The sequence below is a fragment of the Neobacillus sp. B24 genome, assembly GCF_055381825.1.
On sequence record NZ_AP035777.1, the window covers coordinates 1,852,773 to 1,867,458 of the forward strand.

A 14,686-nucleotide genomic window follows, 5' to 3' on the forward strand; every position below is an offset into this window, starting at 1 on the left:
GATTGTATTAGTATTATTTTTTAAAGTACTGATACAGAACGAAAAACTACAATCAATTATGGCTTGCGCTTGTAATTTTTAATTTTGGGCAAGCTAACTTAGTGGATTTATTAAAAATTTTCTAATGATAAACAGAAAGGAAGATGTGACGAAGATGGCTTCGAAAACTCAAAACGCCCCGTTGGATGCAACAAAGGGACTTCAAGCAGTTCAAGAGCAGTTTCAAACATTGCAAATCTTAAATGAAGAAGGGGAAGTCGTTAATGAAGCGGCTATGCCTCAATTAACCGATGAACAGCTTCAAGAATTAATGCGCCGCATGGTATACACAAGAATTCTTGACCAAAGATCGATTTCCTTGAACCGTCAAGGCCGTTTAGGCTTCTACGCTCCAACAGCAGGTCAGGAGGCATCACAATTAGCCTCGCAATTTGCTCTTGAGAAAGAAGATTTTATTTTACCTGGGTATCGCGACGTGCCGCAGTTAATTTGGCATGGTCTGCCTTTGTATCAAGCATTCTTGTTTTCTCGTGGACATTTTCAAGGTAACCAGATTCCAGAAGGAGTCAATGTTTTATCACCGCAAATCATTATCGGTGCTCAGTACGTTCAAACAGCTGGTGTTGCATTAGGACTTAAGAAGAACGGTACTAAAGCAGTTGCGATTACCTATACAGGTGATGGCGGTGCTTCACAGGGCGATTTCTATGAAGGAATTAACTTTGCGGGTGCTTTCAAAGCTCCGGCGATTTTCATGGTTCAGAATAACCGGTTCGCGATATCAACACCTGTAGAAAAACAATCTGCAGCAAAAACAATTGCCCAAAAAGCAGTTGCAGCAGGTATTCCTGGTATTCAGGTTGATGGTATGGACCCTCTGGCTGTTTATGCAGCAGTTCGAGATGCACGCGAACGCGCCATCAATGGTGAAGGGCCAACATTAATTGAAACATTAACATATCGTTATGGTCCACATACAATGGCCGGTGATGACCCAACTCGTTACCGAACTGCAGATCTTGATAATGAATGGGAAAAGAAAGACCCGCTTGTACGTTTCCGTAAATTCCTTGAGAAGAAGGGCTTATGGAGCGAAGAAAAGGAAAACGAAGTAATCGAACAGGCAAAAGAAGATATTAAAGAAGCTATCAAAAAAGCAGATGGTGCTCCTAAACAAAAGGTTACTGATTTAATGTCTATTATGTTCGAGGAGCTTCCTCATAACTTAAAAGAACAATATGAAATTTATCAAGCAAAGGAGTCGAAGTAAGTCATGGCTCAAATGACAATGATTCAAGCAATAACTGATGCATTGCGTACGGAATTAAAAAAGGATCCAAATACTTTAGTTTTCGGTGAAGATGTTGGCGTAAATGGCGGTGTATTCCGTGCCACTGAAGGCCTGCAGAAGGAATTTGGCGAAGACCGTGTTTTTGATACACCACTTGCAGAATCCGGAATTGGCGGTTTATCAATCGGTCTTGCCCTGACTGGATTTAGACCGATTCCTGAAATACAATTCTTTGGTTTCGTTTTTGAAGTCTTTGATTCAATTGCCGGTCAAATGTCTCGGATGCGCTACCGTTCAGGTGGACGCTACACTATGCCGATTACTGTTCGTTCTCCATTTGGCGGCGGTGTTCATACTCCAGAGCTTCACTCTGATAGCTTAGAAGGGCTAATGGCACAAACTCCAGGTTTAAAAGTTGTTGTTCCGTCAACACCATATGATGCAAAAGGCTTATTACTGTCATCAATTCGTGATAATGATCCAGTTGTTTTCCTTGAGCATCTAAAATTATACCGTGCCTTCCGTCAGGAAGTACCGGAAGAAGAATATACGATTCCGCTTGGAGTAGCAGACGTAAAACGTGAAGGAACTGATTTATCTATTATTACTTACGGAGCAATGGTACATGAATCTCTAAAAGCAGCAGATGAATTGGCAAAAGAAGGTTTCTCTGTTGAGGTAGTTGATTTGCGTACTATTAGTCCACTTGATATCGATACGATTATTGCTTCAGTTGAAAAAACAGGCCGGGCGATCGTTGTTCAAGAAGCACAAAAAATGGCAGGCGTAGCGGCAAATGTTGTTGCCGAAATTAATGATCGTGCTATTTTAAGCTTGGAAGCACCAGTATTGCGTGTTGCAGCACCAGATACAGTGTATCCTTTCTCTCAGGCTGAATCTGTATGGCTTCCAAACTTCAAAGATGTTATTGAAACAGCGAAAAAAGTATTAACGTTCTAATATATTACAACTGGCGATAGATGCTAGTTCAGAGACTAAAACGATTATGATATAGGAGGCTGAATCTCAGTGTCATTCCAATTTAAAATGCCTGATATTGGTGAAGGTATTCACGAAGGTGAAATAGTCAAATGGTTCATTAAGGCGGGCGATAAAGTCCAGGAAGATGATGTCCTTTGTGAAATACAAAATGATAAAGCGGTAGTAGAAATTCCTTCTCCAGTTGAAGGAACGGTAATAGAAGTACTAATTGGTGAAGGAACTGTTGCTACAGTAGGACAAGTGTTAGTAACCTTTGATGCCCCTGGGTATGAAGATTTACAATTTAAAGGCGACCATGGTGATGATGAGGCTCCTGCTCCAGCTCCCGAAGCAAAACAAGAAGCAGCACCTGCGGAAGCAGCACCCGCAGCAGCAGCTCCTGCGGCACCGCCACAAGTAGAAGTGGACCAGAATCGCCGTGTCATTGCGATGCCTTCTGTTCGTAAATATGCACGTGAAAAAGGCGTTGACATTCGTCAAGTTGCAGGTTCCGGTGATAATGGCCGTGTACTTAAAAATGATATTGATGCGTTCTTAAGCGGTGGGGCAGCAGCTCCTGCAGCAGCAGCCCAAGTACCTGCTGAGGAAGCAGCAGCACCACAAGCAGCTGCACCAGCACCAATTCCACAAGGTGAATATCCGGAAACACGTGAAAAAATGAGCGGTATCCGTAAGGCTATTGCCAAAGCCATGGTTAACTCTAAACATACTGCTCCACACGTTACCCTTATGGACGAAGTCGATGTAACCAAACTTGTGACACATCGTAAAAAGTTCAAAGAAGTGGCTGCCGCAAAAGGCATCAAGCTTACCTTCTTGCCTTATATCGTAAAAGCATTAACTAGCGCATTAAGAGAGTTCCCGGCACTAAACACGTCTCTAGATGATGCTACAAGTGAGATTATCCATAAGCATTACTACAATATTGGGATTGCAGCCGACACAGAAAAAGGATTATTGGTTCCTGTTGTCAAAGATGCTGATCGTAAATCAGTCTTCACCATTTCCAATGAAATTAATGAATTAGCTGGTAAAGCACGTGATGGCAAGCTTGCTCCAAATGAAATGAAGGGTGCTTCTTGCACGATTTCCAATATTGGTTCTGCAGGCGGACAATGGTTTACACCGGTTATTAACCATCCAGAAGTTGCGATTCTTGGTGTAGGCCGTATTGCTGAAAAACCAATTGTTCGTGATGGTGAAATTGTGGCTGCACCTGTATTGGCATTGTCATTAAGCTTTGACCACCGTATGATTGATGGTGCAACAGCCCAAAATGCGTTAAATCATATCAAGCGATTGTTGAACGATCCTGAACTATTGCTAATGGAGGCGTAAAAAAATGGTTGTTGGAGATTTTCCAATTGAAACAGATACTATAGTAATAGGTGCGGGCCCCGGCGGATACGTCGCGGCGATCCGTGCCGCCCAGTTGGGACAAAAGGTAACGATCGTTGAAAAAGAATATATAGGCGGCGTTTGTTTGAATGTCGGCTGTATACCTTCTAAAGCATTAATTGCTGCAGGACATCGTTATGAGAATGCGTTGCATTCTGAATCTATGGGTATAACTACAGAAAATGTAAAAGTTGATTTTTCGAAGGTTCAGGATTTTAAAGCTGGAATCGTAAAAAAATTAACCGGCGGTGTTGAAGGGCTTTTGAAAGGCAATAAAGTCAATATCGTCCGCGGTGAAGCCTATTTTGTTGATGCCAATACACTTCGTGTAATGGATGAAAATTCAGCACAAACCTACACTTTTAAGAATGCGATTATTGCGACCGGTTCACGTCCGATTGAATTGCCTACTTTTAAATATTCTAAGCGTGTTCTTAACTCTACAGGAGCACTAAATTTAACAGAAATCCCTAAAAAAATTGTCGTCATTGGCGGCGGTGTAATCGGGATTGAACTTGGTGGATCATATGCAAACTTTGGCAGCCAAGTAACAATCCTTGAGGGTGCTGAGGAAATTCTCGGCATGGGCGTTTTTGATAAACAAATGGCAGCCCTCGTTAAGCGCAACATGAAGAAAAAAGGTGCTGAATTCTATACGAAGGCAATGGCCAAAGGTGTAGAAGAAACAGAAACCGGCGTTACTGTCACATTTGAAGTAAAAGGTGAAGAACAGAAAATAGAAGCAGATTATGTATTTGTCATGGTTGGGCGTCGTCCAAACACTGATGAAATGGGACTTGAGCAGGCTGGAATTAAGCTGACTGACCGCGGTTTGATTGAAATTGACAAACAATGCCGGACAAATGTTAGCAATATTTATGCAATTGGTGATGTTGTAGCAGGACCACAATTGGCCCACAAGGCGTCATACGAGGCGAAAATTGCCGCAGAAGCAATAGCTGGACATGCCTCTGAAATTGATTATCTTGGTATTCCTGCTGTTGTTTTCTCAGAACCTGAGTTAGCATCAGTTGGCTACACTGAAGCCCAAGCGAAAGAAGAAGGAATTGAGGCTGTTGCCGCTAAATTCCCATTTGCCGCTAATGGCCGTGCCTTATCTCTAGAAAGTTCAGATGGCTTCTTGCGATTAATTACACGTAAGGAAGACGGTCTGGTAATTGGTGCTCAAATTGCCGGAGCAAATGCTTCAGATATGATTGCCGAGCTTGGTTTGGCAATTGAAGCCGGTATGACGGCTGAAGATCTGGCGATGACAATCCATGCTCACCCAACTCTTGGTGAAATCACCATGGAGGCGGCAGAGGTTGCTCTTGGAAGCCCGATTCATATTTTAAAATAAAATGTAAAAAAGTCCTTTCCAAAATCGGAGAGGACTTTTTTGACATTTAAATGGAAAAGTTTAAGGTTATTTCTTATACTTAAATTGAATAACGTCTAATATATTATGTTAAATAATGTTTTGGCGTGGTGATAAGGATGAGGGTCTATGTCGTCATAATCCTGCAATTTATGATATGGAGCGGTTATACGCTGATAGAATGGTTGTCAAAACATGATCAGCTTCTCTTCAAAGTCATCATGTTTTTTGTGTTCTTTTATTTGGCATATGTTATTGGTTCCAAAGTGACAAAATCAGGTTCCAAATCATTATTTATTACAACTTTAAGCCTGTTAATCTACACGTCAATCCACTTTACCATGGCCAGGTTTATCAATTAAAAAAAGCCCCGTACGGAGCTTTTATTTTCTAGGATAGTAGTACATGATTCTTCCATTGAATAGGTGAAGTTCACCTTGAAGCTTTTTGGCGAGGAATTTGCAAAACTCGTTTGCTTTTCCTTTGTCTCCGTAAGTAGATTGTTCAGGCAAAGTCACTTGAACATACATTTGTTCCTGTTCTTCTTCATCTTCGGTAAGGATAGTTTCTGTGTCAACACCAATTAAAATGGCAAAATAACGGTCATGATTGGAATGCAAATAAAACCATTTGTCCCTTCCTTCTTCCGTATCTTTGATTTCATAAGGGAAGGCAGCATCATCGAATTCCCAATTTAATTGGTTCCCGGTTTTCCCTGTTATATCTTTATAATATCGAAATAATTCCTTAACCTCATCAATTGTAACAGTTTGTTTTGCAGATGAAGGCACAAGTTTAATAAATGCGTTCGAAGCCATCATCATTCCCCCTTCTTATCCAGTAATCTTCTCCTTATTCTAGCATTGAACAAAAACGAAAGACAATGATTATCATTATTTTAGATTGTTATTTTAGTAAGGATATAACCACAAGGCCAATAGGCCTTTTATTTGTTTTGAAAATATTTAATGTGACATACAAATTGGGCTTGAAAAATTAAATGTGTTATATTATTATTGTCTAAAGGATGTTAAAACGTTTTCATTAATGTGGTTATTCCAAACGAAAAGGGGATTGAACAGATGGGTACTCTTGTATGCCAAAACTGTAACTCAACTATTGACCATTTTGAAGATGAAAAGGTAACTGTGCTTTATTCAAAATGCAATTGCTGCAACGACCATCAACATGATGAAGAATTATAAATAAATATAACTTATTAAATAGAAAACAGGATTCCCCAAACCAGGAATCCTGTCTTTTTTTACTGTATTGCTTTATATTCTTTAATGACATGAATCATCTTTAGATCATCGTCTTCAGGGCCTTGAACAGGCAAGCCTGCATCAATATTTTTCTGAATATAGTGGAGATTCTCTTCTGTAATAATCTCACCAGGAATGAGAATTGGTATTCCTGGGGGATATACCATCACAAATTCTGCGATGATTCTGCCCTCGGATTCTGCAAACGGAATTACTTCAGTTTCAGCGTAGAAAGCATCCCTTGGAGTTAATGCAAGCACTGGAATCTCCGGAAGCAAAACCTCTACTGGTTCAATCTTTTCAGCGCGATGCTCAAATTCACGGGATAATTCCTTTAGTGCATTTACCAACAGATTGGCTTCATGTTGGGTGTCACCAAACGTGATAATACAGAGGATATTATACAAATCAGATAATTCCACTTCAATATTATGTTTCTCTCTCAGCCACTTTTCCACCTCGAAACCGGTAAGCCCCAAATCTTTTACTGAGATAATTAACTTAGTCGGGTCATAATCAAAAATGGCTTTGGCATCTAAAATTTCTGAGCCGGCGCAATAAAGATGGTCAATCTCATTGATCTGCTTACGAATAGATTGGGCTAGGTCGATGGTTTTATCAATCAATTCCCGGCCTTTAAGCACCAACTGTTTGCGAGCTACATCAAGGGAAGCAAGTAATAAATAGGATGTAGAAGTCGTTGTCAGCATGCTGAGAATCGATTGAATATGCTTGACTGATACAAGTCCTTCTCTAACATTTAAAATGGAACTTTGGGTCATTGATCCACCAAGCTTGTGAACGCTGGTTGCGGCCATATCGGCACCTGCCTGCATGGCTGATAGAGGCAGGTCTTCATGGAAATGAATATGAACCCCATGAGCCTCATCAACAAGAACAGGAACATGATAGGAATGCGCAATATCAACTATCTTTTTTAAATCTGCCGAAATACCAAAGTAGGTTGGATTAATAACCAATACCCCTTTAGCGTCGGGATGCTGTTCAAGTGCTCTTTCCACAGAATCCGGTGTAATCCCATGGGAAATTCCAAGTTTCATGTCGATTTCCGGATGAATGAATACAGGAATGGCTCCAGAAAAGACGATAGCTGACATGACTGATTTATGAACATTTCTCGGTACGATGATCTTATCACCAGGCCCGCAAACGGTCATGACCATCGTCATTATGGCACCGCTCGTCCCCTGAACCGAGAAAAAGGTAAAGTCCGCGCCAAAGGCTTCAGCAGCAAGGTCCTGAGCTTGTTTAATCATTCCTTTTGGGTGATGAAGATCATCGAGTGGACCAATATTTATCAGGTCGATTGATAGTGCATTATCACCAATAAATTGACGGAATTCCGGATCCATTCCAGCCCCTTTTTTATGTCCGGGAATATGGAATTGAATGGGATTTTTTTTTGCATGAGATAATAACCCGCTAAACAGCGGCGTTTGATGTTGTGACAATTTATAACCACACCTCTTATACACAAATTCAAAAATACAAAAAGTCATAAAACAAATGAATTATAGCACTAAACAAAGCTATTGCATAGGTTTATTAGCTCAGGTTTACAATTTAATTTAGTTTCCCATTAATACAGGAAAATTACCCTTTTTAACCGAAATTATAAATACGAAGAAAGGGGAGGTATATAGTAATGAAATGGACCACACGAGTGACTGATATCTTAGACATTAAATATCCAATTATCCAGGGGGGCTTGGCTTATTTGGCCTATTCGGAGCTGGCTGCTGCTGTTTCCAACGCAGGGGGGCTTGGTCAAATTACAGCCATGTCACTAGGCAGCCCGGAATTACTTAGAGAGGAAATAAAAAAGGTCAAAAAATTAACTGACAAGCCGTTCGGCGTAAATTTTGCCATTGGACAGCATGGCCGGACCTTCGCTGATTTTTTGCAGGTAGCAATCGAAGAGGAAGTAGCGGTCGTGTCGATGACAGGTGGAAATCCAGCACCAATCTTTGCCCAGTTGGAAGGGACACCGATAAAAAAACTTGTGCTTGTTGCGGCACGAAGACAAGCCGTGAAAGCGGAGGAACTTGGCGCGGATGCCGTTATGGTAGTGGGGCAGGAGGGAGGAGGCCATCTTGGCCGGGACGATATTGGCACTATGGTGTTAATTCCGCAAGTCGTTGATGCGGTATCCATTCCTGTCATCGCCTCCGGAGGAATCGGAGACGGCCGAGGACTTATGGCAGCGCTTAGTTTAGGTGCTGAAGGAATTGAAATGGGAACGAGATTTATTGCAACCAAAGAATGCGTTCATGCCCATGAAGGATATAAAAAGATGTTGGTTGAAGGTACTGAATCGGATACAGTGGTAATCAAACGGACCCTAGGCGCTCCTGCGCGTGCACTTGCCAATAGCTGGACAGATAAAATCCTTGAACTGGAAAAAAACAATAATGGCTACGAGGGACTAAAGGACTTTATTAGCGGTGAAGCAAATAAACGCTACATATATGACGGGTCATTCCAGGAGGGTTTTGCCTGGGCAGGGCAGGTAATGGGGCTAATAAGAGATGTCCCAACTGTTGCTCAATTATTCGACAGGATGATAAACGAAGCGGAACAAATCCGTGCAAAATGGGGACATTAACAAGAAAAGCGGAAGCGCCTTCGGAACAAGCACAGCTTGTTCCTGCGAAGCTTATTCTCTTAGAAACTTCCATTAGTGGCTAGGGGCGACAAGCGTAAGACAAGCCGGCGAGAAGGCTGTTTTTTAGCCTTCTTGACGGATTGGCTTATGACCTCGAGCCCCTAGGCGCTGGAGCTGGACATGTGGTATTATATTCTTTAGCTTAAATGTTTAGAGGGTGAAGAAATGGAATACCAATATCCAATGGATTACAGATGGTCCACAGATGAGATCATTGATGTGATTAAATTCTTTGAGTCAGTTGAGAAAGCCTATGAAAACGGAATTGGCCGCGACGATCTCATGCAGGCGTACCAAAGGTTTAAAGATATCGTTCCCAGTAAAGCTGAGGAAAAAACACTTTGCGGTGAATTTGAAGAAATGAGCGGCTACTCATCGTACCGGACAATTAAAAAAGCAAAAGAAGCAGCTTCCGGGGATCGAATAAAAATGAATAAATAAGCTCCTATTTAAGTTAGCTTCAGATTGTCGAGAAAGGGTATACTTCTCGGCAATTTTTTTGTTAAAATTGGAAATTGAATTGCTGATTTTATTAAAATTGCCTCTAAGGAATCTGTTGATTTCCGCAGGCGGTTCAGGAGACTTTTCAGCGAGTTCCGCCCCCTGTCCCGTATTCCCGCAAGAGTCTTCGCACCTTCCGCTCCAAACAACAGGGGGAACTCTTTAGAATTGCATCAACACACATTTGTTGCATGGCAAATTTTCTTAACACCGATAATAAAAATCAATTCTTATAACTCATATGTATCGCACTCTTTTTTAGAAACCTTATAATAAGAGCCTCACAACGCGTTTAAATAGATTTTTTCCCAGACAGGTCGTGAGAGGTGCATTCATAACGCATGAGCAAAGATCTTTTTCTCAATCAAGTTATGAAAAGTGCATTCATAATGCGTGAGCATATGTTTTTTTCTTAAACACGTCATGAGAGGTGCATTCATAACGCGTGAGCATAAATTTTATCTTCAAACACGTCATTAAGGATATATTCATGAATAGATTCTTTCCTCTAACACGTCATAAGGAGGTAGTTTTAAAACACGGGTAAGCAAAAATTTAATGTGTTTTTGAGGGAATTTTAAATCAAGTGCATTGATTTATCCAATGAAACTTCTTAATATATTTTTGTTGTGTGCAGGATTCCAAGTAAAACACTGTTGATTTGCGCGGAAGGCACGTAGACTCCTGCGGGAGTACGGGGCAGGGGAGACCCCGCAGGCGCTTCAGCGCCGAGGAGGCTTCCCGTCACGCCCGCAGAAAGCGAAGTGCTTGGAGCGCAAATCAACAGACAAGTAGCATAGATAATGTATAAACAAATAAAAAACTAACTTGGGTAACAAAAAAAGGCTGTCAAAGTTTTCGACAGCCAGTGCTCCCATATTTAGGGAGCTTTCTTGTTATTTAATATTTGCGGCAAGTTTATAAAGCGGGGCAACTTTGGTAAACACCTCATTGATTTGTTCCAAGAGACCGGCTCCGCCCAGTTGGATGACTTGGTCGCGGTCAATGGTATAACCGCAGAGCAACTCCGCTTTTTTTATCGTCTGCAGGCGGTTAAATAATGTCAATAAATCATTCTTTTTCAACTGGCAGTGTTGAATTGTATCCGGTTTTGTATGGTCAACACTCCAGACGAAATCTTTGGGAATTTCCTTATGTATTTTAGCGGCCTTCTTTACCAATCTTTCCCCTATTTCCTGTTTTTGTGGTGCTTCATAAATGACAGCAAACCATATAAACAGATGAGTATTCCAAAGGCCAATTTGAAAATGCGGCAGCATTTTATACCCTCTTGGATTATTAGCGAATGCCACCCACGTATCCTTAGGCGGGTTGACTGTCCGTCTCGCATGTTTAGCGACATGAACAAACATTTCATCTCCAGCTGCAGCTGCCAAGAAAGGCGCATAGTATTGTCCCAAACTCTCCAGTTTAGGACGAATTGTATCTTTGAGAGCCTCCATCCTTTCGTCCAAACCATCTATTAGAAAGACATCAAAATCTTCTTGTGTAAATCCTTGAAATTCCATTTACATACCCTCCAGCAAACCAATTCTCCATTATTGTAGCATATTGGCGGGATCCTTTAAAATTTGCCGCCTCTATGGGTTAGTGCACATATTTGTTCCCACCTCATAAATCTCCTCATAGTATACAGTAAAAAGTAATTTGAAAATTCACCAGGGGGAGGAGAAAACGTGAAACAATTGATGAACACTTCGCTAAAAAAAATTGGAGATAGACAAAGAACTGCAGTACTTAGATTGGAAATGGATTATGAATTGGCCGTGTTATTTGAGGCAATTGAAGACAAAGATGACAAGAAAATTAAAGATTGTAAGCAGAAACTGGAAAAAATCCGTCTAGAATTGCTGCGGCTAAAAGCATTTTAAGCATATAGTATGAAAACCTAAGGGGATCCAAAAAAGAATGAAGCCATTGTTGTATTTATTAATATAAAACGAACTCCAAATAAGCAGGGGGAGTTCGTTTATTATTGCGTATACATAAATCCAATTAAGAAATGTTAAGTGGTCTTAAAGTTGAAGGAAAGCCGTAATTTGATTAAGCTTAAGATACATGAAAAAAATACTCATGCTTCATACTAGATACATTGAAAAAACTTGTCTCGGCAAATGCGCTTTGGAGGAGGGCAATATGAATTGGGAAACCGTTTATTTCCATGCTAAGCAATGGGTAAAAGAAGCTGGCGAAAATATCCGTAACTCCTTTGATCAAACATTAAATATAGAAACGAAGACAAATCAAAATGATCTCGTTACCAACATTGACAAAGAAACAGAACAATTTTTTATAAAAAAGATTAAAGAAATGTATCCCGACCATAAAATCATGGGCGAAGAAGGTTTTGGTGATCAATTAGACAGCGTTGAGGGTGTTATTTGGTTTATTGATCCGATTGATGGAACGATGAATTTTATCCATCAGCAGCGAAATTTTGCCATCTCCATCGGGGTGTATGAGGATGGAATAGGAAAGATAGGGCTTGTATATGATGTTGTCCATGATGAGCTATACCATGCTTATCGAGGACACGGGGCTTATCTCAATGAAAAACCGATCCCCCCGCTAAAAGAGGTTTCTATAAGCGAATCCATTATTGCGTTGAATGCCACCTGGGTTATGCCCAATCATCGAATCGACCACAACTTAATGATATCGCTCGTACGAGACGCGAGGGGAACCAGGTCATATGGCACGGCAGCATTAGAAATCATATTTGTTGCCACCGGCAGGGTGGACGCTTATATCTCTTTGCGTTTATCTCCGTGGGATTATGCAGGAGGCGCTGTCTTGATACATGAACTTGGTGGAATCATTACCAATTTAAGAGGAGAGAAGCTAGATCTACTCTCCAAAGATTCTTTGTTTGTTGCTAAACCTGGTTTACATGGAACCATTTTGGCGGAGTATTTAAAAAATGGAAAATGGTAAGAAGCCTGCTCTTCGAACAGGCTTCTTTTTATAGTTCACCATTTTCTCGCATTCTTTTTTTGGTTGTAAAACCAAGCCCCATAACGACAATAATCCCGATAATGCAGCCAATCGCTCCGATTAAGCTCTTTTCAGCAATTGCTATACCGATTCCCATAATACACGCTGCGGCTAATACAGCATACACAAGGAGTGTCCACTTTACTTGTTTCATTTTTATACCCCTTACATTAAAGATATTTTCATTTTACATAAAATACTTTTAGGTTTCCACTTTCATTGTGGTATAATGTTTTAGTTGTAAATGAGAAACTATAACTAACTTTATGAAATATAGGAGTGGACCTTATTTGAAAATAAGAAACGATATTCGAAATATAGCTATTATTGCTCACGTTGACCATGGTAAAACAACCTTGGTTGACCAATTGTTAAAGCAGGCCGGAACCTTCCGTTCCAATGAACATGTGGAAGAACGGGCTATGGATTCCAATGATTTGGAGCGGGAACGCGGGATTACCATCCTTGCGAAGAACACAGCAATCCAATATAAAGATACCCGAATTAATATCTTGGACACCCCTGGACACGCAGACTTTGGCGGTGAAGTAGAGCGGATTATGAAAATGGTTGATGGGGTTCTTCTTGTTGTTGACGCATACGAAGGCTGCATGCCGCAAACTCGTTTCGTCCTGAAGAAAGCATTGGAGCAAAAATTAACTCCAATTGTAGTCGTCAATAAAATTGATCGTGACTTTGCCCGCCCGGAAGCGGTAGTGGATGAGGTAATAGACTTATTTATTGAACTTGATGCAACAGAAGACCAGTTAGAGTTCCCAGTTATTTATGCATCAGCAATCAATGGTACAGCAAGTTTGAATCCAGAAAAACAAGATGAAAACATGCAAGCATTGTATGACTCGATTATTGAACACATCCCGGCTCCGGTGGACAATCATGATGAACCACTGCAATTCCAGGTTGCCCTTCTTGACTATAATGACTATGTGGGCAGAATTGGAATCGGCAGGGTATTCCGTGGCACTATGCACGTTGGTCAGCAGGTAGCTCTTATGAAGCTGGATGGCTCTACAAAGCAATTCCGTGTTACGAAAATCTTTGGCTTCTTTGGATTAAAGCGTCAAGAAATTCAAGAAGCAAAGGCTGGAGATTTAATCGCGCTTTCCGGAATGGAAGATATTAACGTTGGTGAAACGGTATGTCCAGTGGAACATCAAGAAGCACTGCCTGTCCTAAGAATTGACGAGCCAACCTTGCAAATGACCTTTGCTGTTAATAACAGTCCATTCGCTGGTCGTGAAGGCAAATATTTAACATCAAGAAAAATTGAAGAAAGACTTCAAGCCCAATTACAAACCGATGTCAGCTTGCGTGTCGAAAATACCGACTCACCAGATGCCTGGATTGTGTCCGGCCGTGGTGAACTGCACCTTTCGATCCTTATTGAGAATATGCGCCGCGAAGGCTACGAACTTCAAGTTTCAAAACCGGAAGTAATCGTGAAGGAAATTGATGGTGTTCGTTGTGAGCCTATAGAACGGGTTCAAATTGATGTTCCGGAAGAACATACTGGTTCTGTTATGGAATCGCTGGGAGCGCGCAAAGGTGAGCTTCTTGACATGATTAATAATGGTTCAGGTCAAGTAAGATTAATCTTTAACGTCCCTGCTCGCGGATTAATTGGCTACACAACTGAGTTCTTAACATTAACACGTGGTTATGGCATTATTAATCATACATTTGACAGCTATCAGCCGATGGCTCAAGGACAGGTGGGCGGAAGACATCAGGGCGTTCTAGTTTCAATGGAATCTGGAAAAGCTTCAACATATGGTATAATGCAGGTAGAAGATAGAGGAACCATTTTCGTTGAACCAGGAACGGAAATTTACGAGGGTATGATTGTTGGTGAACATACTCGGGAAAATGACCTGACTGTCAACATTACGAAAGTGAAACATGCTACTAACGTCCGTTCAGCCAACAAAGACCAAACATCCGTGATTAAAAAGCCAAGAATTATGTCTTTGGAGGAGTCGTTGGAATACTTGAATGATGATGAGTATTGTGAAGTTACACCACAGTCCATCCGCCTTCGTAAGAAAATATTGGATAAGAATGAACGTGAACGAATGGCGAAAAAGAAAAAATATGCCGAAATTTAATTATTGATGTGAAATGCAGCAATT

At 41.0% G+C, this 14,686-nt stretch carries 15 protein-coding genes; 11 read left to right on the top strand and 4 right to left on the bottom strand.

Annotation, left to right across the window (positions count from 1 at the left end; genetic code table 11):
- The first annotated feature begins 154 nt into the window (after positions 1–154).
- The 5 genes from pdhA (at position 155) to ACZ43M_RS09310 (ending at position 5,431) form a co-directional block, all read left to right on the top strand.
- Complete coding sequence (gene pdhA / locus ACZ43M_RS09290; RefSeq protein ID WP_464507120.1) at positions 155–1,270, top strand: pyruvate dehydrogenase (acetyl-transferring) E1 component subunit alpha; 1,116 nt, start codon at positions 155–157, stop codon at positions 1,268–1,270.
- A 3-nt stretch (positions 1,271–1,273) separates the two neighbouring features.
- On the top strand, positions 1,274–2,251 hold the full coding sequence (locus ACZ43M_RS09295) for an alpha-ketoacid dehydrogenase subunit beta (RefSeq protein WP_464507121.1): 978 nt from the start codon (positions 1,274–1,276) through the stop codon (positions 2,249–2,251).
- A 69-nt stretch (positions 2,252–2,320) separates the two neighbouring features.
- Positions 2,321–3,631: a dihydrolipoamide acetyltransferase family protein gene (locus tag ACZ43M_RS09300; RefSeq protein ID WP_464507122.1), complete on the top strand. Its 1,311-nt coding sequence runs from the start codon at positions 2,321–2,323 to the stop codon at positions 3,629–3,631.
- 4 nt (positions 3,632–3,635) lie between these two features.
- A complete protein-coding gene (lpdA, locus tag ACZ43M_RS09305; RefSeq protein ID WP_464507123.1) occupies positions 3,636–5,051 on the top strand; it encodes a dihydrolipoyl dehydrogenase in 1,416 nt (471 codons plus the stop codon).
- A 137-nt stretch (positions 5,052–5,188) separates the two neighbouring features.
- The gene (locus tag ACZ43M_RS09310) at positions 5,189–5,431 is read left to right on the top strand and encodes a hypothetical protein (RefSeq protein WP_464507124.1); all 243 of its coding nucleotides are present in this window, start codon (positions 5,189–5,191) and stop codon (positions 5,429–5,431) included.
- Positions 5,432–5,452: 21 nt separating this feature from the next.
- On the opposite strand, the gene ACZ43M_RS09315 is transcribed toward ACZ43M_RS09310, so the two are convergent.
- On the bottom strand, positions 5,453–5,887 hold the full coding sequence (locus ACZ43M_RS09315; RefSeq protein ID WP_464507125.1) for a DUF1885 family protein: 435 nt from the start codon (positions 5,885–5,887) through the stop codon (positions 5,453–5,455).
- Between the two features lie 264 nt (positions 5,888–6,151).
- Here ACZ43M_RS09315 and ACZ43M_RS09320 point away from each other — a divergent pair, with 264 nt between their 5' ends.
- Positions 6,152–6,274 (top strand): GapA-binding peptide SR1P, encoded by a 123-nt coding sequence (locus tag ACZ43M_RS09320; protein WP_464507126.1) that lies wholly within the window; start codon positions 6,152–6,154, stop codon positions 6,272–6,274.
- 59 nt (positions 6,275–6,333) lie between these two features.
- Here the strand turns inward: ACZ43M_RS09320 and ACZ43M_RS09325 are convergent, their stop codons facing one another.
- On the bottom strand, positions 6,334–7,806 hold the full coding sequence (locus tag ACZ43M_RS09325) for an aminotransferase class I/II-fold pyridoxal phosphate-dependent enzyme (RefSeq protein WP_464507127.1): 1,473 nt from the start codon (positions 7,804–7,806) through the stop codon (positions 6,334–6,336).
- Between the two features lie 194 nt (positions 7,807–8,000).
- Between ACZ43M_RS09325 and ACZ43M_RS09330 the strand changes: the two genes are divergently transcribed.
- Both ACZ43M_RS09330 and ACZ43M_RS09335 read left to right on the top strand, forming a co-directional pair.
- Positions 8,001–8,960, top strand: a complete 960-nt coding sequence (locus ACZ43M_RS09330) for an NAD(P)H-dependent flavin oxidoreductase (protein WP_464507128.1) — start codon at positions 8,001–8,003, stop codon at positions 8,958–8,960.
- Between the two features lie 225 nt (positions 8,961–9,185).
- The gene (locus ACZ43M_RS09335; RefSeq protein WP_464507129.1) at positions 9,186–9,461 is read left to right on the top strand and encodes a UPF0223 family protein; all 276 of its coding nucleotides are present in this window, start codon (positions 9,186–9,188) and stop codon (positions 9,459–9,461) included.
- A gap of 956 nt (positions 9,462–10,417) precedes the next feature.
- Here ACZ43M_RS09335 and ACZ43M_RS09340 read toward each other — a convergent pair.
- On the bottom strand, positions 10,418–11,050 hold the full coding sequence (locus tag ACZ43M_RS09340) for a YktB family protein (protein WP_464507130.1): 633 nt from the start codon (positions 11,048–11,050) through the stop codon (positions 10,418–10,420).
- Between the two features lie 168 nt (positions 11,051–11,218).
- Between ACZ43M_RS09340 and ACZ43M_RS09345 the strand changes: the two genes are divergently transcribed.
- Both ACZ43M_RS09345 and ACZ43M_RS09350 read left to right on the top strand, forming a co-directional pair.
- Positions 11,219–11,413: a hypothetical protein gene (locus ACZ43M_RS09345; protein WP_464507131.1), complete on the top strand. Its 195-nt coding sequence runs from the start codon at positions 11,219–11,221 to the stop codon at positions 11,411–11,413.
- Positions 11,414–11,678: 265 nt separating this feature from the next.
- On the top strand, positions 11,679–12,476 hold the full coding sequence (locus ACZ43M_RS09350; protein WP_464507132.1) for an inositol monophosphatase family protein: 798 nt from the start codon (positions 11,679–11,681) through the stop codon (positions 12,474–12,476).
- Positions 12,477–12,504: 28 nt separating this feature from the next.
- On the opposite strand, the gene ACZ43M_RS09355 is transcribed toward ACZ43M_RS09350, so the two are convergent.
- Complete coding sequence (locus ACZ43M_RS09355; protein ID WP_464507133.1) at positions 12,505–12,690, bottom strand: YlaF family protein; 186 nt, start codon at positions 12,688–12,690, stop codon at positions 12,505–12,507.
- A gap of 136 nt (positions 12,691–12,826) precedes the next feature.
- Here ACZ43M_RS09355 and typA point away from each other — a divergent pair, with 136 nt between their 5' ends.
- Positions 12,827–14,662, top strand: coding sequence for a translational GTPase TypA (gene typA / locus ACZ43M_RS09360; protein WP_464507134.1), 1,836 nt, complete (start codon positions 12,827–12,829; stop codon positions 14,660–14,662).
- The last annotated feature ends 24 nt before the right edge of the window (positions 14,663–14,686 follow it).

Bases quoted from the DNA above. Each gene is read 5' to 3' on its own strand.
- ACZ43M_RS09340 (WP_464507130.1), bottom strand. From the start codon at position 11,050: ATGGAATTTCAAGGATTTACACAAGAAGATTTTGATGTCTTTCTAATA.
- ACZ43M_RS09335 (WP_464507129.1), top strand. From the start codon at position 9,186: ATGGAATACCAATATCCAATGGATTACAGATGGTCCACAGATGAGATC.
- ACZ43M_RS09310 (WP_464507124.1), top strand. From the start codon at position 5,189: ATGAGGGTCTATGTCGTCATAATCCTGCAATTTATGATATGGAGCGGT.
- ACZ43M_RS09295 (WP_464507121.1), top strand. From the start codon at position 1,274: ATGGCTCAAATGACAATGATTCAAGCAATAACTGATGCATTGCGTACG.
- pdhA (WP_464507120.1), top strand. From the start codon at position 155: ATGGCTTCGAAAACTCAAAACGCCCCGTTGGATGCAACAAAGGGACTT.
- ACZ43M_RS09320 (WP_464507126.1), top strand. From the start codon at position 6,152: ATGGGTACTCTTGTATGCCAAAACTGTAACTCAACTATTGACCATTTT.
- ACZ43M_RS09355 (WP_464507133.1), bottom strand. From the start codon at position 12,690: ATGAAACAAGTAAAGTGGACACTCCTTGTGTATGCTGTATTAGCCGCA.
- ACZ43M_RS09330 (WP_464507128.1), top strand. From the start codon at position 8,001: ATGAAATGGACCACACGAGTGACTGATATCTTAGACATTAAATATCCA.
- ACZ43M_RS09315 (WP_464507125.1), bottom strand. From the start codon at position 5,887: ATGGCTTCGAACGCATTTATTAAACTTGTGCCTTCATCTGCAAAACAA.
- ACZ43M_RS09350 (WP_464507132.1), top strand. From the start codon at position 11,679: ATGAATTGGGAAACCGTTTATTTCCATGCTAAGCAATGGGTAAAAGAA.
- lpdA (WP_464507123.1), top strand. From the start codon at position 3,636: ATGGTTGTTGGAGATTTTCCAATTGAAACAGATACTATAGTAATAGGT.